21 protein-coding genes are annotated in these 19,343 nt (G+C 61.7%); 11 read left to right on the top strand and 10 right to left on the bottom strand.

The window, feature by feature from the left end; all coding sequences use genetic code 11:
* Positions 1–16: 16 nt before the first annotated feature.
* Both tmk and ACQ4WQ_RS11535 read left to right on the top strand, forming a co-directional pair.
* The gene (gene tmk / locus ACQ4WQ_RS11540; protein ID WP_436497128.1) at positions 17–658 is read left to right on the top strand and encodes a dTMP kinase; all 642 of its coding nucleotides are present in this window, start codon (positions 17–19) and stop codon (positions 656–658) included.
* Positions 659–673: 15 nt separating this feature from the next.
* Positions 674–1,702 (top strand): DNA polymerase III subunit delta', encoded by a 1,029-nt coding sequence (locus ACQ4WQ_RS11535; protein ID WP_070218347.1) that lies wholly within the window; start codon positions 674–676, stop codon positions 1,700–1,702.
* A 59-nt stretch (positions 1,703–1,761) separates the two neighbouring features.
* On the opposite strand, the gene ACQ4WQ_RS11530 is transcribed toward ACQ4WQ_RS11535, so the two are convergent.
* Positions 1,762–2,115, bottom strand: coding sequence for a hypothetical protein (locus tag ACQ4WQ_RS11530; RefSeq protein ID WP_436497126.1), 354 nt, complete (start codon positions 2,113–2,115; stop codon positions 1,762–1,764).
* 153 nt (positions 2,116–2,268) lie between these two features.
* Between ACQ4WQ_RS11530 and ACQ4WQ_RS11525 the strand changes: the two genes are divergently transcribed.
* The 7 genes from ACQ4WQ_RS11525 (at position 2,269) to ACQ4WQ_RS11495 (ending at position 6,761) form a co-directional block, all read left to right on the top strand.
* Positions 2,269–2,655, top strand: a complete 387-nt coding sequence (locus ACQ4WQ_RS11525) for a VOC family protein (RefSeq protein ID WP_436497124.1) — start codon at positions 2,269–2,271, stop codon at positions 2,653–2,655.
* Between the two features lie 57 nt (positions 2,656–2,712).
* The gene (locus ACQ4WQ_RS11520) at positions 2,713–3,345 is read left to right on the top strand and encodes a carbonic anhydrase (RefSeq protein ID WP_436497122.1); all 633 of its coding nucleotides are present in this window, start codon (positions 2,713–2,715) and stop codon (positions 3,343–3,345) included.
* Positions 3,346–3,437: 92 nt separating this feature from the next.
* Positions 3,438–4,217 (top strand): TatD family hydrolase, encoded by a 780-nt coding sequence (locus tag ACQ4WQ_RS11515; protein WP_436497120.1) that lies wholly within the window; start codon positions 3,438–3,440, stop codon positions 4,215–4,217.
* 16 nt (positions 4,218–4,233) lie between these two features.
* Positions 4,234–4,884, top strand: coding sequence for an ankyrin repeat domain-containing protein (locus tag ACQ4WQ_RS11510; RefSeq protein WP_436497118.1), 651 nt, complete (start codon positions 4,234–4,236; stop codon positions 4,882–4,884).
* 254 nt (positions 4,885–5,138) lie between these two features.
* Complete coding sequence (locus ACQ4WQ_RS11505; protein WP_326457420.1) at positions 5,139–6,062, top strand: class I SAM-dependent methyltransferase; 924 nt, start codon at positions 5,139–5,141, stop codon at positions 6,060–6,062.
* A gap of 100 nt (positions 6,063–6,162) precedes the next feature.
* Positions 6,163–6,411, top strand: coding sequence for a hypothetical protein (locus tag ACQ4WQ_RS11500; protein WP_086136860.1), 249 nt, complete (start codon positions 6,163–6,165; stop codon positions 6,409–6,411).
* A 152-nt stretch (positions 6,412–6,563) separates the two neighbouring features.
* Positions 6,564–6,761: a hypothetical protein gene (locus tag ACQ4WQ_RS11495; protein ID WP_070218341.1), complete on the top strand. Its 198-nt coding sequence runs from the start codon at positions 6,564–6,566 to the stop codon at positions 6,759–6,761.
* Between the two features lie 66 nt (positions 6,762–6,827).
* Here ACQ4WQ_RS11495 and ACQ4WQ_RS11490 read toward each other — a convergent pair whose 3' ends face one another.
* On the bottom strand, positions 6,828–7,946 hold the full coding sequence (locus tag ACQ4WQ_RS11490) for a phospholipase A (protein WP_436497115.1): 1,119 nt from the start codon (positions 7,944–7,946) through the stop codon (positions 6,828–6,830).
* Positions 7,947–8,245: 299 nt separating this feature from the next.
* Between ACQ4WQ_RS11490 and fusA the strand changes: the two genes are divergently transcribed.
* On the top strand, positions 8,246–10,354 hold the full coding sequence (fusA, locus tag ACQ4WQ_RS11485; protein WP_436497113.1) for an elongation factor G: 2,109 nt from the start codon (positions 8,246–8,248) through the stop codon (positions 10,352–10,354).
* Positions 10,355–10,408: 54 nt separating this feature from the next.
* Here the strand turns inward: fusA and ACQ4WQ_RS11480 are convergent, their stop codons facing one another.
* Genes ACQ4WQ_RS11480 through ACQ4WQ_RS11465 form a run of 4 tightly spaced genes read right to left on the bottom strand, consistent with a single transcriptional unit; the run spans position 10,409 to position 15,059 of the window.
* Complete coding sequence (locus ACQ4WQ_RS11480) at positions 10,409–11,581, bottom strand: HlyD family secretion protein (protein ID WP_436497111.1); 1,173 nt, start codon at positions 11,579–11,581, stop codon at positions 10,409–10,411.
* A 21-nt stretch (positions 11,582–11,602) separates the two neighbouring features.
* Entirely contained in the window at positions 11,603–13,048 is a 1,446-nt protein-coding gene (locus tag ACQ4WQ_RS11475; RefSeq protein ID WP_436497109.1) for an efflux transporter outer membrane subunit, read from the bottom strand.
* Between the two features lie 5 nt (positions 13,049–13,053).
* Positions 13,054–14,628, bottom strand: a complete 1,575-nt coding sequence (locus ACQ4WQ_RS11470) for a DHA2 family efflux MFS transporter permease subunit (protein ID WP_436497107.1) — start codon at positions 14,626–14,628, stop codon at positions 13,054–13,056.
* Entirely contained in the window at positions 14,625–15,059 is a 435-nt protein-coding gene (locus ACQ4WQ_RS11465; protein ID WP_436497105.1) for a MarR family winged helix-turn-helix transcriptional regulator, read from the bottom strand. The genes ACQ4WQ_RS11470 and ACQ4WQ_RS11465 overlap by 4 nt, the downstream gene beginning before the upstream one ends.
* 130 nt (positions 15,060–15,189) lie before the next feature.
* On the opposite strand from ACQ4WQ_RS11465, the gene ACQ4WQ_RS11460 reads away from it, so the two are divergent.
* Complete coding sequence (locus tag ACQ4WQ_RS11460; protein ID WP_099374433.1) at positions 15,190–15,720, top strand: SRPBCC family protein; 531 nt, start codon at positions 15,190–15,192, stop codon at positions 15,718–15,720.
* Between the two features lie 1,221 nt (positions 15,721–16,941).
* Here the strand turns inward: ACQ4WQ_RS11460 and ACQ4WQ_RS11455 are convergent.
* From ACQ4WQ_RS11455 to ACQ4WQ_RS11440, 4 genes are all read right to left on the bottom strand, one after another.
* Positions 16,942–17,235, bottom strand: a complete 294-nt coding sequence (locus ACQ4WQ_RS11455; RefSeq protein WP_436497103.1) for a YrhB domain-containing protein — start codon at positions 17,233–17,235, stop codon at positions 16,942–16,944.
* Positions 17,236–17,324: 89 nt separating this feature from the next.
* Positions 17,325–17,765 (bottom strand): hypothetical protein, encoded by a 441-nt coding sequence (locus ACQ4WQ_RS11450; RefSeq protein ID WP_436497101.1) that lies wholly within the window; start codon positions 17,763–17,765, stop codon positions 17,325–17,327.
* A gap of 59 nt (positions 17,766–17,824) precedes the next feature.
* Positions 17,825–18,346 (bottom strand): demethoxyubiquinone hydroxylase family protein, encoded by a 522-nt coding sequence (locus ACQ4WQ_RS11445; RefSeq protein WP_436497099.1) that lies wholly within the window; start codon positions 18,344–18,346, stop codon positions 17,825–17,827.
* A 12-nt stretch (positions 18,347–18,358) separates the two neighbouring features.
* On the bottom strand, positions 18,359–19,273 hold the full coding sequence (locus ACQ4WQ_RS11440; RefSeq protein WP_436497097.1) for an alpha/beta hydrolase: 915 nt from the start codon (positions 19,271–19,273) through the stop codon (positions 18,359–18,361).
* Between the last annotated feature and the right edge of the window lie 70 nt (positions 19,274–19,343).

Genomic DNA, 19,343 nt, shown 5'->3' with positions numbered 1-19,343 from the left:
TCAGATCAAGAGTTTCATGACACAACACTATCAACCCCGCTTCATCACCTTCGAAGGCATCGATGGCGCGGGCAAGTCGACGCATATCGGCTTTGTTACCGATTACCTGCGGCAGCGGGGCGTGAGCCTCGTCTCGTCGCGCGAACCGGGCGGCACCAGCCTGGGCGAAAAGCTGCGCGAACTGCTGCTGCATGAAAAGATGCACCTGGAAACGGAAGCCTTGCTGATGTTCGCCAGCCGCCGCGAACACATCGCGCAAGTCATCGCGCCCGCCCTGGAGCGGGGCGAGTGGGTCATTTCCGACCGTTTTACCGATGCCAGCTTCGCCTACCAGGGCGGCGGCCGCGGCATGGACTTGCGCAAGATGGAGCAGCTGGAAGCGTGGGTGCATCCGCATTTGCAGCCGGACATCACCTTCCTGTTCGACGTGCCGCTGGCCGTGGCCAGAGCCCGCCTGGACGCGACGCGCGCACTGGATAAATTCGAGCAGGAGCGATCGGACTTCTTTGCCGCCACGCGCAACGAGTACCTGCGCCGCGCGGCCCAGTTCCCGCAGCGTTTCCGCATCATCGATTCCACGCAAAGCATTGCCGACATCCAGGTACAGCTCGCGCAACTGCTTGATGTATTGCTTGAGCAAAGTACCGCAACACGTTGATTGGCAAAGAATAATATGACCAGTTCTCTCTATCCGTGGCAACAGGACGCCTGGCAGCAGTTGCAAGCCTTGCGTCCGCGCATGCCGCACGCCATCCTGTTCCATGGCGCGCAAGGCATCGGCAAGGCCGACTTCATCGAGCATTTCGCGCAGGCGCTGCTGTGCGAAGACGTGCGCGCCGACGGCCATGCCTGCGGCGCCTGCGCCTCGTGCGGCTGGTTTAGCCAGGGCAACCATCCCGATTACCGCCGCGTGCGTCCCGAAGCGCTGGAAGACGAGGTGGCCGACGACGGCGAAGAGGGCGAGGGCGCGAAGAAAAGCGCCAAGACCAAGACGCCGTCGAAAGACATCAAGATCGAGCAGATCCGCAACCTGGCCGACTTCATGAACATTTCCACGCACCGGCAAGGCTTGCGCGTGGTGGTGCTGTACCCGGCCGAGGCGCTCAATACGCCCGCGTCGAACGCCTTGCTGAAGACCCTGGAAGAGCCGCCGCCGGGCACCCTGTTCCTGCTGGCATCGAACAGCCTGGACCGCCTGCTGCCGACGATTTTGTCGCGCTGCCGCAAGTTCGCCTTGCCCATGCCCAGCCACGAGCAGGCTTTGACCTGGCTCAAGGCCCAAGGCTTGAACGATGCGGACAGCTGGCTGCGCGAGCAGGGCGGCGCGCCGCTGGCCGCGCTGGCCCAGTCCGAATCGGGCGGCCGCGAAGAAACGGAACAGTTGCTGCAGGTGCTGGCCAATCCCGGCGTGGAAGCGGCCCTGAAGGCGGCCGACAAATTGCAGAAGGCGCCGCTGGCGCCGCTGGTGGCGTCCTTGCAGCGCTGGCTGTACGACGTGTTTTCCGTCAAATTATCGGGCACCATCCGCTACTACCCGCGCCACCGGCGCGAACTGGAAGCGCTGGCCGGGCGCATCAACGTGAGCCGCCTGATGGCCGCCATCAAGGCCGCCAACGAGCGCCGCGCGATTGCCGAACACCCCTTGTCGCCCAAGCTGTTCCTGGAAGACATGCTGCTCGACTACGCATCAAGCTGCCAATAAAATCAAGGGCTTACGTTACCAAGCTAATCCAGATTCTTTGATCTGGCGCGATTCGGGACTTAGCCGCAGGCGCGCGTGCAGCTGCGGTATTGCACTTCGCACGCTTGCTGGCGTTCGGCGCGCCGGGCGCGGAAGGCCTGGGCTTCGGTGGGGCGCAGCTGCTCCGCTTGCGCGTCGACATTCCTGCCAGCCGCGACGTAGGGATTGCTGCTGGGCTTCATCGACAAGATGGGGCTGGTATCGTTTTCCGTCGCGCCTTGCGCTTGCGCCCGGCAATCCTGGCGTGCCGACGCACACACGGGCGCGCACAGGCCAGCCTCGGGGATGGCTTTGGGCGTGTCGCGCTTGTCTTGCGCATGCGCTGTGAGGGTCAGGCAGGACAGCAGTATCAAAGGGCCTGTAACTTTCAGCATGAACTATCTCCAGGTAGCCGCGCGCAACCCCATGGTTGCGCTCCGGCAAGTCACTATATATCTTGATAAGGTTTTTGCCTACCGTTCATGTCCGATTGCCACGTTCCGACCCCGGTGTTACAGTCAAGGCACTGGACAGCAACGGAGGCGTGCATGCAACGAGTCACTGGCATTGGCGGTATCTTTTTCCAGGCGCAAGACCCGGCCGCGCTGCGTGCCTGGTACCAGCGCCACCTGGGCCTGGACGTGCAGCCCTGGGGCGGCGCCGCCTTCACCTGGACGGATAGCGCTGGCCAGCCCACTGGCGGCACCACGATCTGGTCCGTGGCGGCCAAGGACAGCGAGCAGTTCGCGCCCGGCAAGGCGTCCTTCATGATCAATTACCGGGTCGACGACCTCGATACGCTGCTGCAAGCGCTGCGCGACGAAGGCTGTAATGTGCTGGACAAGGCGCCGGACTCGGAATACGGCCAGTTCGGCTGGGTCATCGATCCCGAGGGCAACAAGGTGGAACTGTGGCAGCCGCCCGAAGGGCAATAGGCAATGCAGGCGCCAGATCAGCGATAATACGTGTTCGGCTAACCATTTCATTTACTTATGCGCGACATTATTGCTGGATTCCTACGTTTCCAAAAAGAGGTTTTTCCCGCGCGCCGCGAGTTGTTCAAGACCCTGGCCACGGGACAAACCCCGAAGGCCCTGTTCATTTCCTGCTCGGACAGCCGCATGGTGCCCGAACTGGTGACGCAGCGCGAGCCGGGCGAACTCTTCGTGATCCGCAACGCGGGCAACATCGTGCCCTCGTACGGGCCGGAGCCGGGCGGCGTGAGCGCCACGGTGGAGTTTGCCGTGTCGGCCCTGAACGTGACCGACATCGTCATTTGCGGCCATTCCGATTGCGGCGCGATGAAGGCGATCGCCACCTGCGCCTGCCTCGATCACATGCCGGCCGTGCGCAGCTGGCTGCACCATGCGGACGCGGCGCGCATGATCAACGAATCGGTCGACCATCCGACGGAACAGTCGCGCATCGACGGCATGGTACGCGCCAACGTGGTGGCGCAACTGAATAACCTGCGCACCCATCCCTCGGTGGCGCTGGCCATGGCGCAACATCGTCTGACCCTGCATGGCTGGGTGTACGACATCGAAAACGGCTCGCTCGACGCGCTCGACGAATCGACCGGCAACTTCGTTCCGCTGGCCGAACACCCGGCCTCGCAGATGTAATCGGCTGCCAGTATCCGAACCGCCCCGGCAGGGGACGCGCGCCGCCGCCGTTCCCCTGCCAGTTTTTGCTCCCTCCGGTACAATCCCGCCTTATGTATATCGATTCCCATTGCCATATCAATTTCCCCGAGCTGGCCGCTCGTATGCCCGAGATCCTCGCCAAGATGGCGGAGAACAAGGTGACGCACGCGCTGTGCGTGTCCGTCGACCTGCCGGACTTCCCGCAGGTGCTGGCCCTGGCCGAGCAGTATCCGCATATTTTCGCGTCCGTCGGCGTGCATCCCGACTACGAGGACACGCCTGAACCGTCGGTGGAAGACCTGGTGCGCCTGGCCGACCACCCGAAGATCATCGCCATCGGCGAGACCGGTCTCGACTATTTCCGCCTGACGGGCGACCTGGAGTGGCAGCGCGAGCGGTTCCGCACTCACATCAAAGCTTCAAGAATCACGCGCAAGCCCTTGATTATTCACACAAGAGCAGCCAGCGAAGACACGCTGCGCATCATGCGCGAAGAGGGCGCTGGCGTGGCCGACGGCGGCGTGGCCGGCGTCATGCATTGCTTTACGGAATCGCTGGAAGTGGCGCGCGCCGCCATCGACATGGGTTTCTACATTTCGTTCTCCGGCATCGTCACGTTCAAGAGCGCCAAGGATTTGCAGGCCGTGGCACTGGAAGTGCCGCTCGAGCGCATCCTGATCGAGACGGATTCGCCGTATCTGGCGCCTGTACCGTTCCGTGGCCGCATGAACGAACCGGGCTACGTGGCCCACGTGGCGGAATACCTGTCGGCCCTGAAAGGCATCCCTCTGGCCCAAGTAGCGCAGCAGACGACAGACAACTTCTTCAAATTATTCAATCAGTTGCCATAACTTCTTAAGGTAAAGCATGATGAAAAAACTCGCGCTGGCGATGTTGCTGTGCTGTGCCGCCGCCAGCCAGGCGGCGCCGGAACCGGACGCCTTCTTCCGCGCCGTGTCCGTCAACAACGCCAGCGGCGTGCGCGGCATGCTGGTTGAGGGCATGAATCCGAACCAGCCTGACGCGCAGCGCGGCGACATACCGCTCGTGCTGGCCTTGCGCGACGATGCGGACCGGGTTTTCCAGGTGCTGCTCGACGCTCCCGGCATCGATATCGAGGCGCGTTCGGCCAACGGCAACACGGCGCTGATGATGGCCGCCTACAAGCACAAGCTGGACGCGGTGAACGCCTTGCTGGCCAAGGGCGCCAAGGTCAACCAGAGCGGCTGGACGGCGCTCCACTATGCGGCCTCGGCGGGCGACTTGCCCATCATGAAGATTTTGCTCGACCGCGACGCCGTGGTCGATGCGCGCGCGCCCGCCAATGTCACGCCGCTGATGTTTGCCGCCCGCGAAGGACAGGAGGGCGCCGTCAAGCTGCTGCTGTCCTGGGGCGCGGACGCCAGCCTGAAGAGCGACCATGGCTGGACGGCCGCGCAGTTCGCCCAGGCCGGCGACAAGCCGGGCGTGGTGGCCATCATCGAAGCGGCCCAGAAGGCGCGCGCTGCCCGTAAATAGTCGTTCTGATAATATTTTCCATGCCAGCGCCAAAACTGGCATGGAATTGCCTCTCACCTCAGCCCTTTGTTCTCCTTGGCGATTAACGATAATGATCGTGTCGCATTAATCAGGAGATTTTTCGCATGGGCCATTCCACCACCGTCAGGCGCCGGCTGTATTGTCGCCGCCCCTCGCGCAGCCCGTGCGACATCACTGCTTTCTGGAATGACAAAACCGATCGGCCATCGGAGCCAGACTCCAAGAGGACAGACATGCTGAATGAACGAGAAATCGAGAGTTGTTACCTGGGGCAATTTATCCCCGTCCATTACCACCACAATATGCTGATGGACCAGAACCGCATGCACGGGTTCAAGTCGGCGATCGATTACGCGGTGAAACCCGGCATGAAGGTGCTGGAACTGGGCGGCGGCACGGGCGTGCTGTCGTGGTTTGCGGCCGCGCGCGCCGACAAGGTCTGGTGCGTGGAGTTCAATCCGGACATGGTCAAGGAAGCGCGCAAGATGCTGGCGCTCAACCCGAACGGTGAAAAAGTGGAAGTCGTCCACGCGGACGCCTTCGAATACCTGCCGCCCGAGCCCGTCGACGTGGTCATCTGCGAAATGATCCATGTGGGCATGCTGCGCGAAAAGCAGGTGGAAGTGATCGAATCGTTCAAGCGCCGCTACCTGGCCCGCTTCGGCGGCCCGCTGCCCATCTTCCTGCCCGAAGCCGTCATCATGGCCGTGCAGCCGATGCAGCAGGAATACGATTTCGAGGGTTTTTATGCGCCCATCGTGCAATTCCAGGAAACCACGGCCATCCACCCGGGCGTGCAGGAACTGGCGCCGCCGTCCGTCTACAGCATCATCGACTTCAGCCAGCCGACGGACAGCGTGTTCGGCTTCGACGGCAAGTTCGTCGTCGAGCGCAGCGGCACCCTGAACGCCTTGCGTTTCGTCACCAAGAACATCCTGGCCGTCGTGCCCGAGCGCTCGACCACCATCGACTGGCTGAACCACTACATGTGCCTGCCGCTGGCCGCGCCGGTGGCCGTGAAGGCGGGCGATGTGCTGCAGGTGAGTTTCCAGTACCGCGCCGGCGGCTCGATTCCTTCGCTGGAAGCGTCGATCCGCGCGCAGGTGATTTACGATGTCAACCTGCAGCCAGTGACGCAGAATCCTGTCTACGCCTGAGTATCATTGATTTAAAGATAACGCCGCAGCGATTTCATCCTGCGGCGTTTGTCCATTCAGGGTATATTCCGTCTTTTACCCACTGGACAGCTTTATTATCATGGAACAGATCGATCAGCGTTACCTCGTGCAACAGAACAAAATCAGCGATGGCGAGACCAGGCCACCCGTGTTTGCCAAGGTAATGCGCAGCAAGGAAGGCGTGTTTGAAGGCGTGTCCTTCATCAAGTCGAAGGACAAGGCTTCCGTCCTGACCATCGAAGAGGCCAACCAGGCCATCAAATGGGCCACCAGCAAGAAGCCGAACGCGCATGAATACATCACGAAAGTGATTTGCGTCGGCCAGTAAGTCCCCGTTCATTCCCGTTTTTGTACCGTTCATCCCCGTAGCAAGCAGTTCATCGCACGGCCGTTGCCGCCCCCGCGGCGCTTGGCTATAGTGCCGTCACGGTAGCGGGGCAAGCGCGGCTTGCTCCGCACATTTCATTCGAGGGGAACGCGATGCTGGGATTCGTGCTGTGGCTGCTGCTCTTGCTGGTGTGCTGGCCCCTGGCCTTGCTGGCCCTCGTGCTGTATCCGTTGGCCTGGCTGCTGTTGCTGCCATTCCGCCTGATCGGCATCGGCGTGGAAGGCGTGTTCGAATTGCTGCGCGCCATCGTCATGCTGCCGGCCCGCGTGCTCGGTGGCGGGCGGCACTGAACTGGATTTCCCATAAAAAAATGGCGCCGTCGGCGCCATTTTTTATGCATGTACCGTTTACACCGCTTACAGGTCGACCATGAAACCGGCGCCGATCGATTTCTGCGAATAGTTATAGTCGATCAGGCTCTGGCCGTAGCCGGAGAACAGCTGCAGATAGCCTTTCAGGTTGGCTTTCAGCGGGAAAGCCCAGCTTGCCTGCATCGAGCCATGCTTCTTGCTGAAATTGCGGCGCGCCGTCACCGCGTATTCATGGCCCTTGTTGCGGTAGCTCACGCGCAAGTCGCCATGGCCCATGTAATCGGTGATGTCGATATTGTCGTTGTCGGTCGCACTATTGTCGAGGCGGTGCCAGACGCGGCCCGTGATCGCCAGGTTGTCTTTTTCCACGCCCAGTTCCGCATACACGCGGTTCCAGCTGCGCGACAGGGTCGACGTCTGGCCATTCGACTGGTGCACGAGGCCCAGGTTCAGGTAATTGAATTCCAGGCCCGCGAAATTCTTGTTGATCGGCAAGATCAGCATCAGTTCAGGCTGGTAATTGGTCTCGCGGAAGGGGCTCGATGCCTTGCGGTTATACGCCTGCCAGAAACTTTGCTGCGTGTAGCCGAACCACATGTCGATGGGCGTGCCGGCGATGTCTTCCAGCAGCTTCATCTTGAAACTCAGCTGGAACGTCAATTCCACGTGCTGGCTTTTGATGCCGGCCGGCGTGAAGTCCTGGAACGGTTCGTCGTTCGAAGCGTCGCTGTAGTTGGCCAGCAGCAGATAGGTGTCGCGGTGCGGGCGGAAGTTGAACAGGCCCCGTTTCGAGGCATCGTTCAGTTCCCACGATTGCTGGGTGCGCGAAATCGGTGCTTCCGGCGGTGCCGCACCCGCCTGCGCGATGGCGGGAATGGCGGCGTTGACGGCTTCCGGCGTGGCCACGCCAGGCGGGCTGACGGGCGTGATGGGGGCGACCTCGGCGGCTGCCGCCAGGGTGACGGCAGCCGTGGCAGGGTCGCCGCCGGCGGCGATGGTGGCTTTTTCCGCCGCCTTGGCCAGGGTGTCGAAGCAGCCCAGGCGGGCACTGGCGTCACCGAGCACGGCGCAACGCTGCATTTGCTGTTCCAGTTCGCCGGCCATGGCCAGCGCCGGCGACGCCAGCAGGGAGGAGAGGATTATTTTTCTTAGTCGGATAGTCATAGGCTGAGTGGGGCATGTCATTCGGTGCGCACCTGGGCTGGCATGCCGGCGGCGTCGCCTTGCACGATAATTTACGGTGCGTATTGATTTTTATTAATCTTTGTTGAATTAAAGTTCAAAAATTAAAGTCCGGGAAGTATAGCTGAATCCGCAATTAGCCTCCGTGCGCCTGACGTGTGCGCGACGGCAAGTGTTGTACGCGTGGTAAACGGCCCGCTGCCGTGCCGCTCAAATCGATGTCTGCTACACTGGAAAACCGGTGCAAACACTGGCGCGCCGGGCTAGCCATGGAGATTGTGATGACCCGCAAAACACCTATCGAGCGCTACCGCAATATTGGCATCAGCGCCCATATCGACGCCGGCAAGACCACCACCACCGAGCGCATCCTGTTTTATACGGGGGTCAATCACAAGATCGGCGAAGTGCACAACGGCGCCGCCACCATGGACTGGATGGAGCAGGAGCAGGAACGGGGCATCACCATCACCTCGGCCGCCACCACCGCCTTCTGGAAGGGCATGGCTGGCAACTTCCCCGAACACCGCATCAACATCATCGACACGCCCGGCCACGTGGATTTCACGATCGAGGTGGAGCGCTCGATGCGCGTGCTTGACGGCGCCGTGATGGTCTACGATGCCGTCGGCGGCGTGCAGCCGCAGTCCGAGACCGTCTGGCGGCAAGCCAACAAATACCATGTGCCGCGCATCGCCTTCATCAACAAGATGGACCGGGTGGGCGCGGATTTCCTGCGCGTGCGCAAGCAGATCGCCGAGCGCCTGAAAGGCGTGGCCGTGCCCATCCAGCTGCCCATCGGCGCCGAAGAGCACTTCACGGGCGTCATCGACCTGCTGAAAATGCGCGCCATCACCTGGGACGACGCCAGCCAGGGCGTGCAGTTCAGCTATGGCGAGATTCCCGCCAGCTTGCTGCCGCAGGCGCAGGAATGGCATGAGCACCTGGTCGAACAGGCGGCTGAAGCGAGCCTCGACATGACGGAGCGCTACCTGAATGGCGACACGTTCACGGAAGCGGAACTGAAACAGGCTTTGCGTGCGCGCACCATCCGCAACGAAATCGTGCCCATGCTGTGCGGCAGCGCCTTCAAGAACAAGGGCGTGCAGGCCATGCTCGACGCCGTCATCGAATACCTGCCGTCGCCGCTGGAAGTGCCGCCCATCATGGGCCACGACGAGCACGACAACGAGGTGGAGCGCCATCCGGCCGACGACGAGCACTTTTCGGCCCTGGCCTTCAAGATCATGACGGACCCGTTCGTGGGGCAACTGACCTTCTTCCGCGTGTATTCGGGCGTGGTGAACTCGGGCGACATGGTCTACAACCCCACCAAGAGCGCGCGCGAACGGCTGGGGCGCATCCTGCAGATGCATGCGAACGAGCGCAAGGAAATCAAGGAAGTGTATGCGGGCGACATCGCCGCCGCCGTGGGCCTGAAAGCCGTCACCACGGGCGACACCCTGTGCGCCATCGACCACATCATCGTGCTGGAAAAAATGATCTTCCCGGAACCCGTGATTTCCCAGGCCGTCGAACCGAAGACCAAGCCGGACCAGGAAAAGATGGGCATCGCCCTGAACCGCCTGGCGCAGGAAGACCCGTCGTTCAGGGTGCATACGGACGAGGAATCGGGCCAGACCATCATGTCGGGCATGGGCGAGCTGCACCTGGAAATTCTGGTCGACCGCATGCGGCGCGAATTCGGCGTGGAAGCCAATGTCGGCAAGCCCCAGGTGGCCTACCGTGAAACCATTACGCGCGCGGTGGAAGACGTCGAGGGCAAGTTCGTCAAGCAATCGGGCGGCCGGGGCCAGTACGGCCACGTGGTGCTGAAACTCGAACCGCTGGAGCCGGGCACGGGCTATCAGTTCGTCGACGCCATCAAGGGCGGCGTGGTGCCGCGCGAATTCATCCCCGCCGTCGACAAGGGCATCATCGAAACCCTCAAATCGGGCGTGCTGGCCGGCTACCCCGTAGTGGACGTCAAGGCGACATTGACGTTCGGCTCCTACCACGACGTCGATTCCAACGAAAACGCGTTCCGCATGGCCGGCTCCATCGCCTTCAAGGATGGCATGCGCAAGGCGTCGCCCGTGCTGCTGGAACCGATGATGCAGGTGGAGGCGGAAACGCCGGAAGAGTTCATGGGCAACGTCATGGGCGACTTGACGGCCCGGCGCGGCATGGTGCAGGGCGTCGACGACATCCCCGGCGGCGCGGGGCGCATCGTCAAGGCCCTGGTGCCGCTGGCGGAAATGTTCGGCTATTCCACCACCCTGCGTTCGCTGACCCAGGGCCGCGCCACCTACACGATGGAATTCAAGCATTATGCGGCCGTGCCCAAGCATATCCTCGACCAGGTGGCGGCGGCGGGCAAGGCGAAGTGATACGGGTAGGTCGGATTAGCGCGCAAGCGCGTAATCCGACAGCATCGTTACATCTCAATTCAGAAGATTCTGCGCAATAATCGCATCGGCCATCTTCTCCGCCTCGCCCACGGGTTGCTCCAACACCTTGGTCGAGTAGACGGTGGACGCCACCATCGGCTGGTCCAGGGTCGCCCCTTCGCCGTGGCTGGTATCGACCGTCACCGTGGTCGACAGGCCGATGCGCAGCGGGTGGGCGGCCAGTTCCTTCGGATCGAGCGTGATGCGCACGGGCACGCGCTGCACCACCTTGATCCAGTTGCCTGTGGCGTTTTGCGCCGGCAGCAGGGAAAACGCGCTGCCCGTGCCGGCCGACATGCCCAGCACCTTGCCGTGGTAGACCACCTTGCTGCCGTACAAATCCGTTTCGATGGTTGCCGCCTGGCCCACGCGGATATTGCGCAATTCGGACTCCTTGAAGTTCGCGTCGACCCATAACTGGTCGAGCGGCACGATGGACATCAGGGGCGTGCCTGGCGTCACGTGCGTGCCCAACTGCACGCTGCGCTTGGCCACATAGCCCGAGACGGGCGCGACCACGGCGTTGCGCCGCACGGCCAGCCACGCCTGCAGCACGTCGCCCCTGGCCGACAGCACGGCCGGATGGCTGGCCAGGTTGACGCCGGTCACGCCCGCTTTGGCGGACTCGGCCTGGCGCTGGGCCACGATCAAGGCCGCTTTGGCGTCGTCGACGGCCTGTTTCGCATGAACAAGATCTTCGCCCGAGATCGTGTGATCCGCCGCCAGCGGCGCGCGGCGCGCCAGGTTGCCCTGCGCCGTTGCCAGTGCCAGGCGGCGTTGCTCGATGACGGCGTCGTACTGTCCCACGCTGGCATAACGCTCGCGTTCCTGGCGCACGACGTTGCCCAACCGCGCCTGCGCCTGGCTCAGGGCCAGGTCCGCATCGATGGCGTTCAGGGTGATCAGCGGTGCGCCCGCTTTCACCATTTGCGTTTCGTCGGCGCGGATGGCGTCGACATTGCCCGTCACTTGCGCGGACAGGGTGACCAGGTTGCCGCCCACGTAGGCGTTGTCCGTCACTTCTTCCCTGGACAGCACCAGTTGATAGTAGGCGGTCCAGGCGGCGCCGGCCACGAGAAAGGCGGCCGTGATGGCGATCAGGACGGCCTTGCGCTTGCCCGGCTGTTCGGTGGAGGAGGAGGTGGTGGCTGTGGTTTCGCTGCTCATGATGTGTTCCGTAATCGATCGTTATTGTTTAGTCGTCGTGGCGGCAAAGTCGCTGCTGCCCCGGTAGCCGCCGCCCAGCGCCACGGTCAGGTTGATTTCCGCGTTCTGGCGCTGGTTTTGCAGCTGCATGCCCAGGTCCACCTGGCCGCGCACGGTCATTTCCGCATTCAGCTGGGTGGCGCGGTCGGCCAGCCCCTGTTTCAGGCGCGCATTCGCGTTGCGCAGCTGCGCTTCGCTGGCGCGCAGGTTTTCCTGCTGCAGCCGCAGCTGGTTTTCCACGCCCTGCACCCGGGCGCCGGCCTGCGCCACGTCGCGCACGACATTGAAGACGTTCTGGTTGTAGTCGGCGATGATTTCATTGCGTTCGCTGCGCGCGCCGGCAAGCTGCGCCTGCAGGCGGCCGCTGTCGAACAGGGGCAGCGACAGGGCCGGGCCGATGAACAGGGTGCGGCTGCCGGACTGCAGCAGCTTGCCCAGTTTGATCGCATCGAGGCCGAACGAGGCGCCCAGGTCGATATCGGGGTAGAACGATGCCTGCGCCGCCTCGATCTTGCTCATCGATGCCTGTACCCGCCAGCGCGCCGCCTGCAAGTCGGGCCGGCGCGCCAGCAATTCCATGCCCAGCTTGCCGGGCAGGGCGTGCGGCAGCGCCTGGGCAACTTTTGGCTGCAGGCTGGCCAGCGCCGAGCTGTCGCCGCCGAGCAGGGCGCGCAAGGCTTCCCGTTCCGTGACGACCTGCGTCTCCAGCAGGGCAATTTGTTGCTGCAGCAAGCTCAAACGCGTTTGCGCGGACAGATGGTCGTCGCTGACGCCGAGGCCATTGGCGATGCGCTTTTCCTTGTCGACCACCAGTTGCTGCTGCAGGGCCACCAGCGCATGCAGGTTGTCCATGCGGGTCCAGCCGTTTTGCATGCTGAAGTAGTGGCGGGCAATCTCGGCGGCCAGCATCTGTTCCGCCATCGCGTATTCGGCGCGGCGGGCATTGACTTCACCGAGGCTGGCCGCGATCTGCGCCTTGTGCCTGCCCCACCAGTCCAGGTCGTAATGGGCTTGCACGCCCACCGTGACCTCATTGTAGTAATTGCCGCCGATGGGGGCGGGCATCAGGCCGTTGCCCGAATAGCGCTGGCGGCTGGCGTTCGCGCCCAGGTCCAGCCTGGGACCGCGCTCCGCGTGTTGCGCGTCGAACGCGGCAAGGGCCGAGCCGATGCGGGCATTCGCCACCGCCAGGTTCGGGCTGGCGGACAGCGCCTGTTCGATCAGCTGGTCCAGCTGCTCGTCCCGGAACTGGCGCCACCACTGGGCGGCGGGCCAGCCTTCGCTGGCCAGGTGGATGTCGGCCGCCAATTGCACGGTGGCCAGGTCTTGCTGCGGCAACTGTTGCGTGTCGGGCGCAATGCTGGCGCAGCCGGCCAGGGATAAACTGAGCGCCAGGACGCTCAGGGAGAGTTTCATCGGTGTGTGCATGAGGGTTACTCCATGGCCGCGTGGTCGACCACGACGGGCGCATTTTTCTTCGGTGGTTTAATCAGGAGCAAAAGCGGCAGCACAAGGATGGTCAGCCACATCATCAGCCAGAAGTCGTCGAGGTAGGCGATCATCGACGCCTGCCGCGTGATTTCGCCATTCAGCGCCGCCATGCCCGTGCTCGTGCCCAGGTCGAACACCTGGGCGATGCCGGGGTCATGCAGGGCCGGGTTGGCGATAGTGATGTGTTCCGTCAGGGACGCATGGGCGATCTGCGTATTGCGCACCAACAAGGTTTGCACGAGGGCGATGCCGATGCTGCTGCCGATATTGCGCACCAGGCTGTAGATGGCCGTGCCTTCCGCCCGCATCTGCGGCGACAGGGTGGCGAACGTGGCCGCGCTCAGGGGCACGAAGACGAGGCCCAGGCCGATGCCCTGGATGATGCCGTTCCATACGACCGTCTTCGGCACGAGGTCCAGGGTGAAATTGGCCATTTGCCACAGCGAAAATGCGGTAATCGAAAAGCCCACGCCCAGCAGGATGCGCGTATCGATCTTGCCCGTCAGCCTGCCGACGATCAGCATGGCCAGCATCGTGCCCAGGCCGCTGGGCGCCGTCACCAGGCCGGCAATGGCTGCCGGGTAATTCATCAAGCCTTGCAGCATCGACGGCGTCAGCGCGCGGGTGGCGAACAGCACCATGCCGACGATGAAGATGAACAGCAAGCCGCTCACATAGTTCGAGTTTTTCAGCAGGCGGTAATCGAGGAAGGACTTGCCGGCCGGGCGCAGCGCCGTGTGGGCGATGAAATAACACAGGCTCATGGCCAGCACGATGGCTTCGATCCACGTTTCCGTGGAGGAAAACCAGTCGTTCTGCTCGCCCCGGTCCAGCAGCATCTGCAGCGCGCCGATGGACAGGCTGAGCGTCGCAAAGCCGAACATGTCAAAGTTCATGCGGCGGTTGGGAGGGTCCTTGCGGATGTAGCGCCAGATGCCATAGAAGGCCATGGCGCCGATGGGAATGTTGATGAAGAAGACCCAGCGCCAGCTGTAGCTGTCCGTCAGCCAGCCGCCCAGGGTCGGACCGAGGATGGGGCCGATCATCACGCCCATGCCCCAGATGGCCATGGCCGAACCGTGTTTTTCGCGTGGATTGATGTCGAGCAAGACCGCCTGTGACAGCGGCACGAGGGCCGCGCCGAACACGCCCTGCAGCAAACGGGCGGCAACGATCTCGGACAGGGTGCCGGACAGACCGCACAGCACGGAGGCGAGCGTAAAGCCGGCAACAGACACGAGAAAGGTGTTTTTCTGGCCGAAACGGTCGCACAGCCAGCCCGTCAGGGGCGTGGCGATGGCGGCGGCGACGATGAACGAGGTCAGCACCCAGGTGATCTGGTCTTGCGAGGCGGACAGGCTGCCCTGCATGTGGGGCAGGGCGACGTTGGCGATGGTGCCGTCGAGCGCCTGGATGATGGTGGCGAGCATGATCGAAATCGTGATCATGCGCCGGTTCAGGGTCGGGTCCTGTGAAGCGGGCAGCGCCGGCGTGGCGCCGGCTGTGGCCGAACTCATGCGGATTTCTCCGTGGCCGCCTGTAGGGCTTCCAGCAGTTCGGTGGCGGCCCGCAGCTGAGCGGGATCAATGCCCTGTAACAGTTCCTTGCGGAAGCCGTCCGCTTCCTTGCGCACGGTCTCATAGACCTGCATGCCCGCCTCGGTCAGCACGACGAGTTTCACGCGGCGGTCCGTTTCCGACGGCTGGCGCTGCACGAAGCCCGATTTCACGAGGCGGTCCAGCATCGACACCATGGTGGGGTTTTCCACGCCCAGTTGATGGGCCAGCTCGCTTTGCGAGGGCGGCTGCGGCGATTTGGCGATCATGGCGATGCACATCCAGCTCGCTTGCCCCAGGTCCAGGTCTTTCAGGCGCCGGTCGATCGCATGGCGCCAGCCGCGCGCCGTCTTGTGGAGCGCGGCGGAAAAGCGCTCTTCGATAGAAATCATAAGGTGAGTCGTCTAATGGTTAGGTGTCTAACTAATATTCTAGCATGCTGGTTTGACAGGCGTACAGGCCTTTTCGTTTGTCGGCGCCGCTGGTACATTAACAGTCAGCCCACCACCATCAGGAGACAGCATGACGACGGAAAAACAGAAGCAGGACGGACAGCACCGCGACAGCAGCGACTTTGTCATCACGCAAACCTTCGACGCGCCGCGCGAGCTGGTGTTCCAGTCGTGGGTGGAGCCCGAGCGCCTGGCCCAATGGTGGGGTCCCGTCGGCTTCGAATTGAGCGTGCTGGCGCTGGACTTGCGGCCGGGCGGCGTCTTCCACTACGGCATGCGCGCCGACAATGGCTATGAGATGTGGGGCAAGTTCACCTACCAGGCCATCGAGGCGCCGGAAAAGATCGTCTCGATTTTGTCATTCGCCGACAAGCAGGGCAATGCCGTGCAGCACCCGGTCAGCGCGACTTGGCCTTTGGAATCGTTCAATGTCATGACGCTTACCGAGGAAAACGGCAAGACGACGATGACCTTGCGGTCGACGCCGCACAAGGCCACCGAGGAGCAGCATGAGACGTTCAAGCAGGGGTTTGAGTCGATGAAGGAGGGGTTTAAGGCTACTTTCGGCCAGCTGGCACAGTACCTTGCGCGTGTTCAGTGAGCGTATTGTTTTGAACGGCGGGCCAGAGCCGCGGGCCTGAGAAAATGGCCATGGCTGCGTTGCTTGGGCTCGCCGTACATGCGTACTGTCTTCGCCCGCGCGCCTTGCCCTGGCCATTTTTCAGGCTCGCTGGGCCCGGGGCGCCTGGGTTGAGTGGGCGGGCTTATTCTTCTTGCTTTTGCCAGTTCGCGGTGAGGGGCGTCCGCTGTCGCCCCAAAGCGGCCGCTTACAGATGTTGATCCCGCTCTATTCGCCAAATCTCATGACCAATGTCGCGAGCTACCGACATCTCAAGGTCGAAAACACCCATTATCAAAAGGAGGCATTCGCGTCGTTTGAATCCATCTTCCCGGGCCTTCCGATATACCTCCTCGGCAGAAGCGCCGCGCTGCTTCATCGCTAGGTAGGGAGATGGATCTTGGTTCATGTTACGAGTTTAATCCGAGGGAAAGTATAGGTGGTACGTCTGCTTCTGGCCGGTAGCGGCTGATGTGAACCTAACTACTCGATTCTACCCAAATCGACTTTCCAGGATGATGCTCTCTTATGGTGTCAATCGCGCGCTGAAGTACTGCCTAGGTTACACCTTCAAGTGGATACGTGAAGCGAGATATATTGATATCTGTCTGCTCAGCGAAATCAGCATCCGTCACCGCGTCACAACCACACCATACGACTGCCCCAATGTCGCTTGCAACTTTGTAAATTTCACGAAATCCATTGGCGCTAATTGCAAGATAAATCATAAATCCTCGTGTAAATGAATGCCCGCTTCCGGCCGGTTGCCGCCGTTGCCAGGTTCCGCGTGCGGCCATTCACCCCGCTGCAAGCACTATAAATCTTAGAGGCCCATAACAGCCTCGAAGAGATGACGAAGCCAATTTCTAAACGCGAGGCGTTTGGACTCTCGTTGCCTCAGCCGATGCATCAACAACCACGTTGTATACAAGGCGATCATAACGGCGCACGCTGCACTGATGATGGCTGTGAAGATCTGTATAGCTGGAAGCATAACCATCTGTCCTCATTCTCACTACGTCCGCTTGTGGCCCAGGCTGTGTAAAAACGTGAGGAAAAACCGCGAACAAAAAAATCGGCCTCTCAAAACGCTCGCTATGCGATTTTCTCAGGGTCGGGAAGGGTAACCCTACCCATGAAAATTTCAAGTTTTTGCGTTTTTACACAGCCTGGGCCGGCTGCTGGCGTTGGTGGCTTCCACCCCTAAGCGGACCTTTCAATGATGACCTCGAACTCGCGAACATAGTGTTCGGTAGGAAGAGCAGTTCCTGCTTCCTTGATCTCCCCAGTCAACTTGCTCACCATGAGCGGTCCATTGCCTGCTAGCGCATAGATATAGTCACCTGTAGCGACGAAACTCGCCGTGTTATAACCGTAAGCGAGAGTACCTGATGTCTCAAGTGGTTCAGGTATCAGCACTAATTCTTCTCCCCACTGTCGTGCCAACTTGAGCAAATACTGCTCGGCAAGAGCGCGGCACTCTACATTGCTAAGCATTTTGGGCTCCTTGTGAATGACTGCTTCTGGCCGAAGGCTGCCGTTAGCAAGCTACGCTCCGGCGCAGACTTTAGCAGAAAATGTCATGGTCACGGCCAGCTGTCAAGATCCGCCTTTGACGGGTCAAAGTTATCCTCCTCAATTTCCAGGATAAACTCATATGGTGATGAGGGCGCGAATTCGGAACGAAGAAAAACACAATCGCCCACGAGTGCTTTATCCAGGCGAGCTTCCATCAGTTGCGCTAACTGATGGATTTCACTGATGGGTCCGGCTATCCAGTGGTCAGTAATTTCTGTGGTCGGCCAAGTTCCAATTTCAAGATATTTGTACGGTCCGAAGTGTTCGTGTTCCGAAACAATCCTATTACGTGGGTTGGCGGCATATGCGCGTATCGCCTCGGCGAATTGTCGAAGTCCAGCTTTGTGGCCTCGCAATCGCCATTCTTTGAGATCGTCATCTCTCTCATAGAAAAAACCAAGCTCAAGCCATTCGCGCTGGGTCATTGCATTGATTTTTGTGCTTGGCATATCATTCCTATGAGACGGCTCCTGGCCGCTTTCCGCCTGGGCCAATAATAGCAGTATGACTAAAGGCGCATCCCCAGCCAGATCACCGATTCCGTGGCGCCGGATACTACAGCGCTCAGCATGCGTCCGAACATCCCGCTGCCTTGCGCATGGATTAATGCCTGCTCGTGATGTTCCTGCTCGTCCTTGAGGATTGCTTTAATGGCGCCAGCCGCATCATCGTCGTCGCTTAACATAGTGAGCTGGTGCCGCAGGTGCTGGAGGACCACCCGTTCGACGGCCACGGTGGTCAGCGAGATTGCGCGCGCACCGCACAGCCCCGTGGCGATGCCCAGCGCATAGCCACCCGCCGCACACAGGGAATAGCTGCGGCAGCGCGGCAAGCCACGGCGTTCGAGAACGTCGTGAAATAGCGTCCTGTGCTCCCGCTCATGCGCCCTGAAGGCCCGCAGTTCCGGCACGAGGTGGCTTGCGGTCAAACGGGCCACGAAGATCTGGCCGGTATAAATGCCGATAGCTCCTTGCTCTCCCGCATGGTTTACCTTCATTGCCCGGTTCGAAAACTGCGTATTCGCATGCATTAATTGCCTGCCTTATTGGTTCTTGTCGCGCGTCATCCCCAGCATCTCCCGCACCACCGGCAAAATCATCCCCCAAGCATTCGACGTCGCCGCAATCTCGTCATAATGGCTGGCCCCGGGCAAGATCAGCACTTCCGCATGGTCGCCGGCTTTGATTGCCTTGGCCGCATAGTCGTGCGCGACGCGGGGTGGGGAGATGGTGTCGAGCTCTCCGGTTGCCAGGACTGTGCGGCTGCCGTTGGGGATCAGGTCGGCGGCGTTGGTGTCGCTGTAGATGTCGGGGCGCTCGGTGCTGGCGCTGCCTGCCAGTTGCGCGATGTCGCGCTCGCAGCTGGTCTTGATCAATTCCTTTTCATGGCGCAGGTCGGCCAGGCCGCCCAGGCTGACGATGTTTTTTACCGGCAGGTAGGTGTCGCGGTACAGAGGGCTGGTCTTGGGCAGCTTTTCCCGTCCGGCGATCCATTGCACCAGCTGGCCGCCGGCCGAGTGGCCCATGGCGACGATGCGGCTCGTGTCGATCTGGTACTGGGGCGCGTGCTGCTGCAGGCTGTCGAGCGCCGCGTGCATGTCTTCATACGTGCCTGGGTAGCCGCCGCCCGGCTCATCGACGCGGCGGTACTCGACGTTCCATACGGCGATGCCTTGCGCGACGAGGGCGCCGGCCACGTTGCGCATCTGTTTGATGCCGCCGAAGGCCACCGTCCAGCAGCCGCCATGGACGAGCACGACCACGGGGAACGGTCCGCTGCCTTCGGGCCGGAACAGCTGCGCGTATTGCGACGGCGCGGGGCCATACGCGAGCTGCACCGTGGGGGCGGGGCCGTTCAGGGCCAGGTAGTCTTCGAGGCGCATGGGGGCGGCGACGGCGCCGTGGACGGAGGCGAGCAGGGCGGTGGCGATCAGTGTGGACGGCAATGAAGTAGGCATGCTGGGATTCGCTTGAGAAGAGAGCAACACTTTAGCATAGGGCCGCGTGGCCGCGGAGATCAAGCAACGC

Origin of the sequence: Janthinobacterium goodfellowi, from assembly GCF_051380695.1 — a bacterium.
Lineage (GTDB): Bacteria > Pseudomonadota > Gammaproteobacteria > Burkholderiales > Burkholderiaceae_D > Janthinobacterium.
This window is presented reverse-complemented; position numbering and strand designations above follow the sequence as displayed.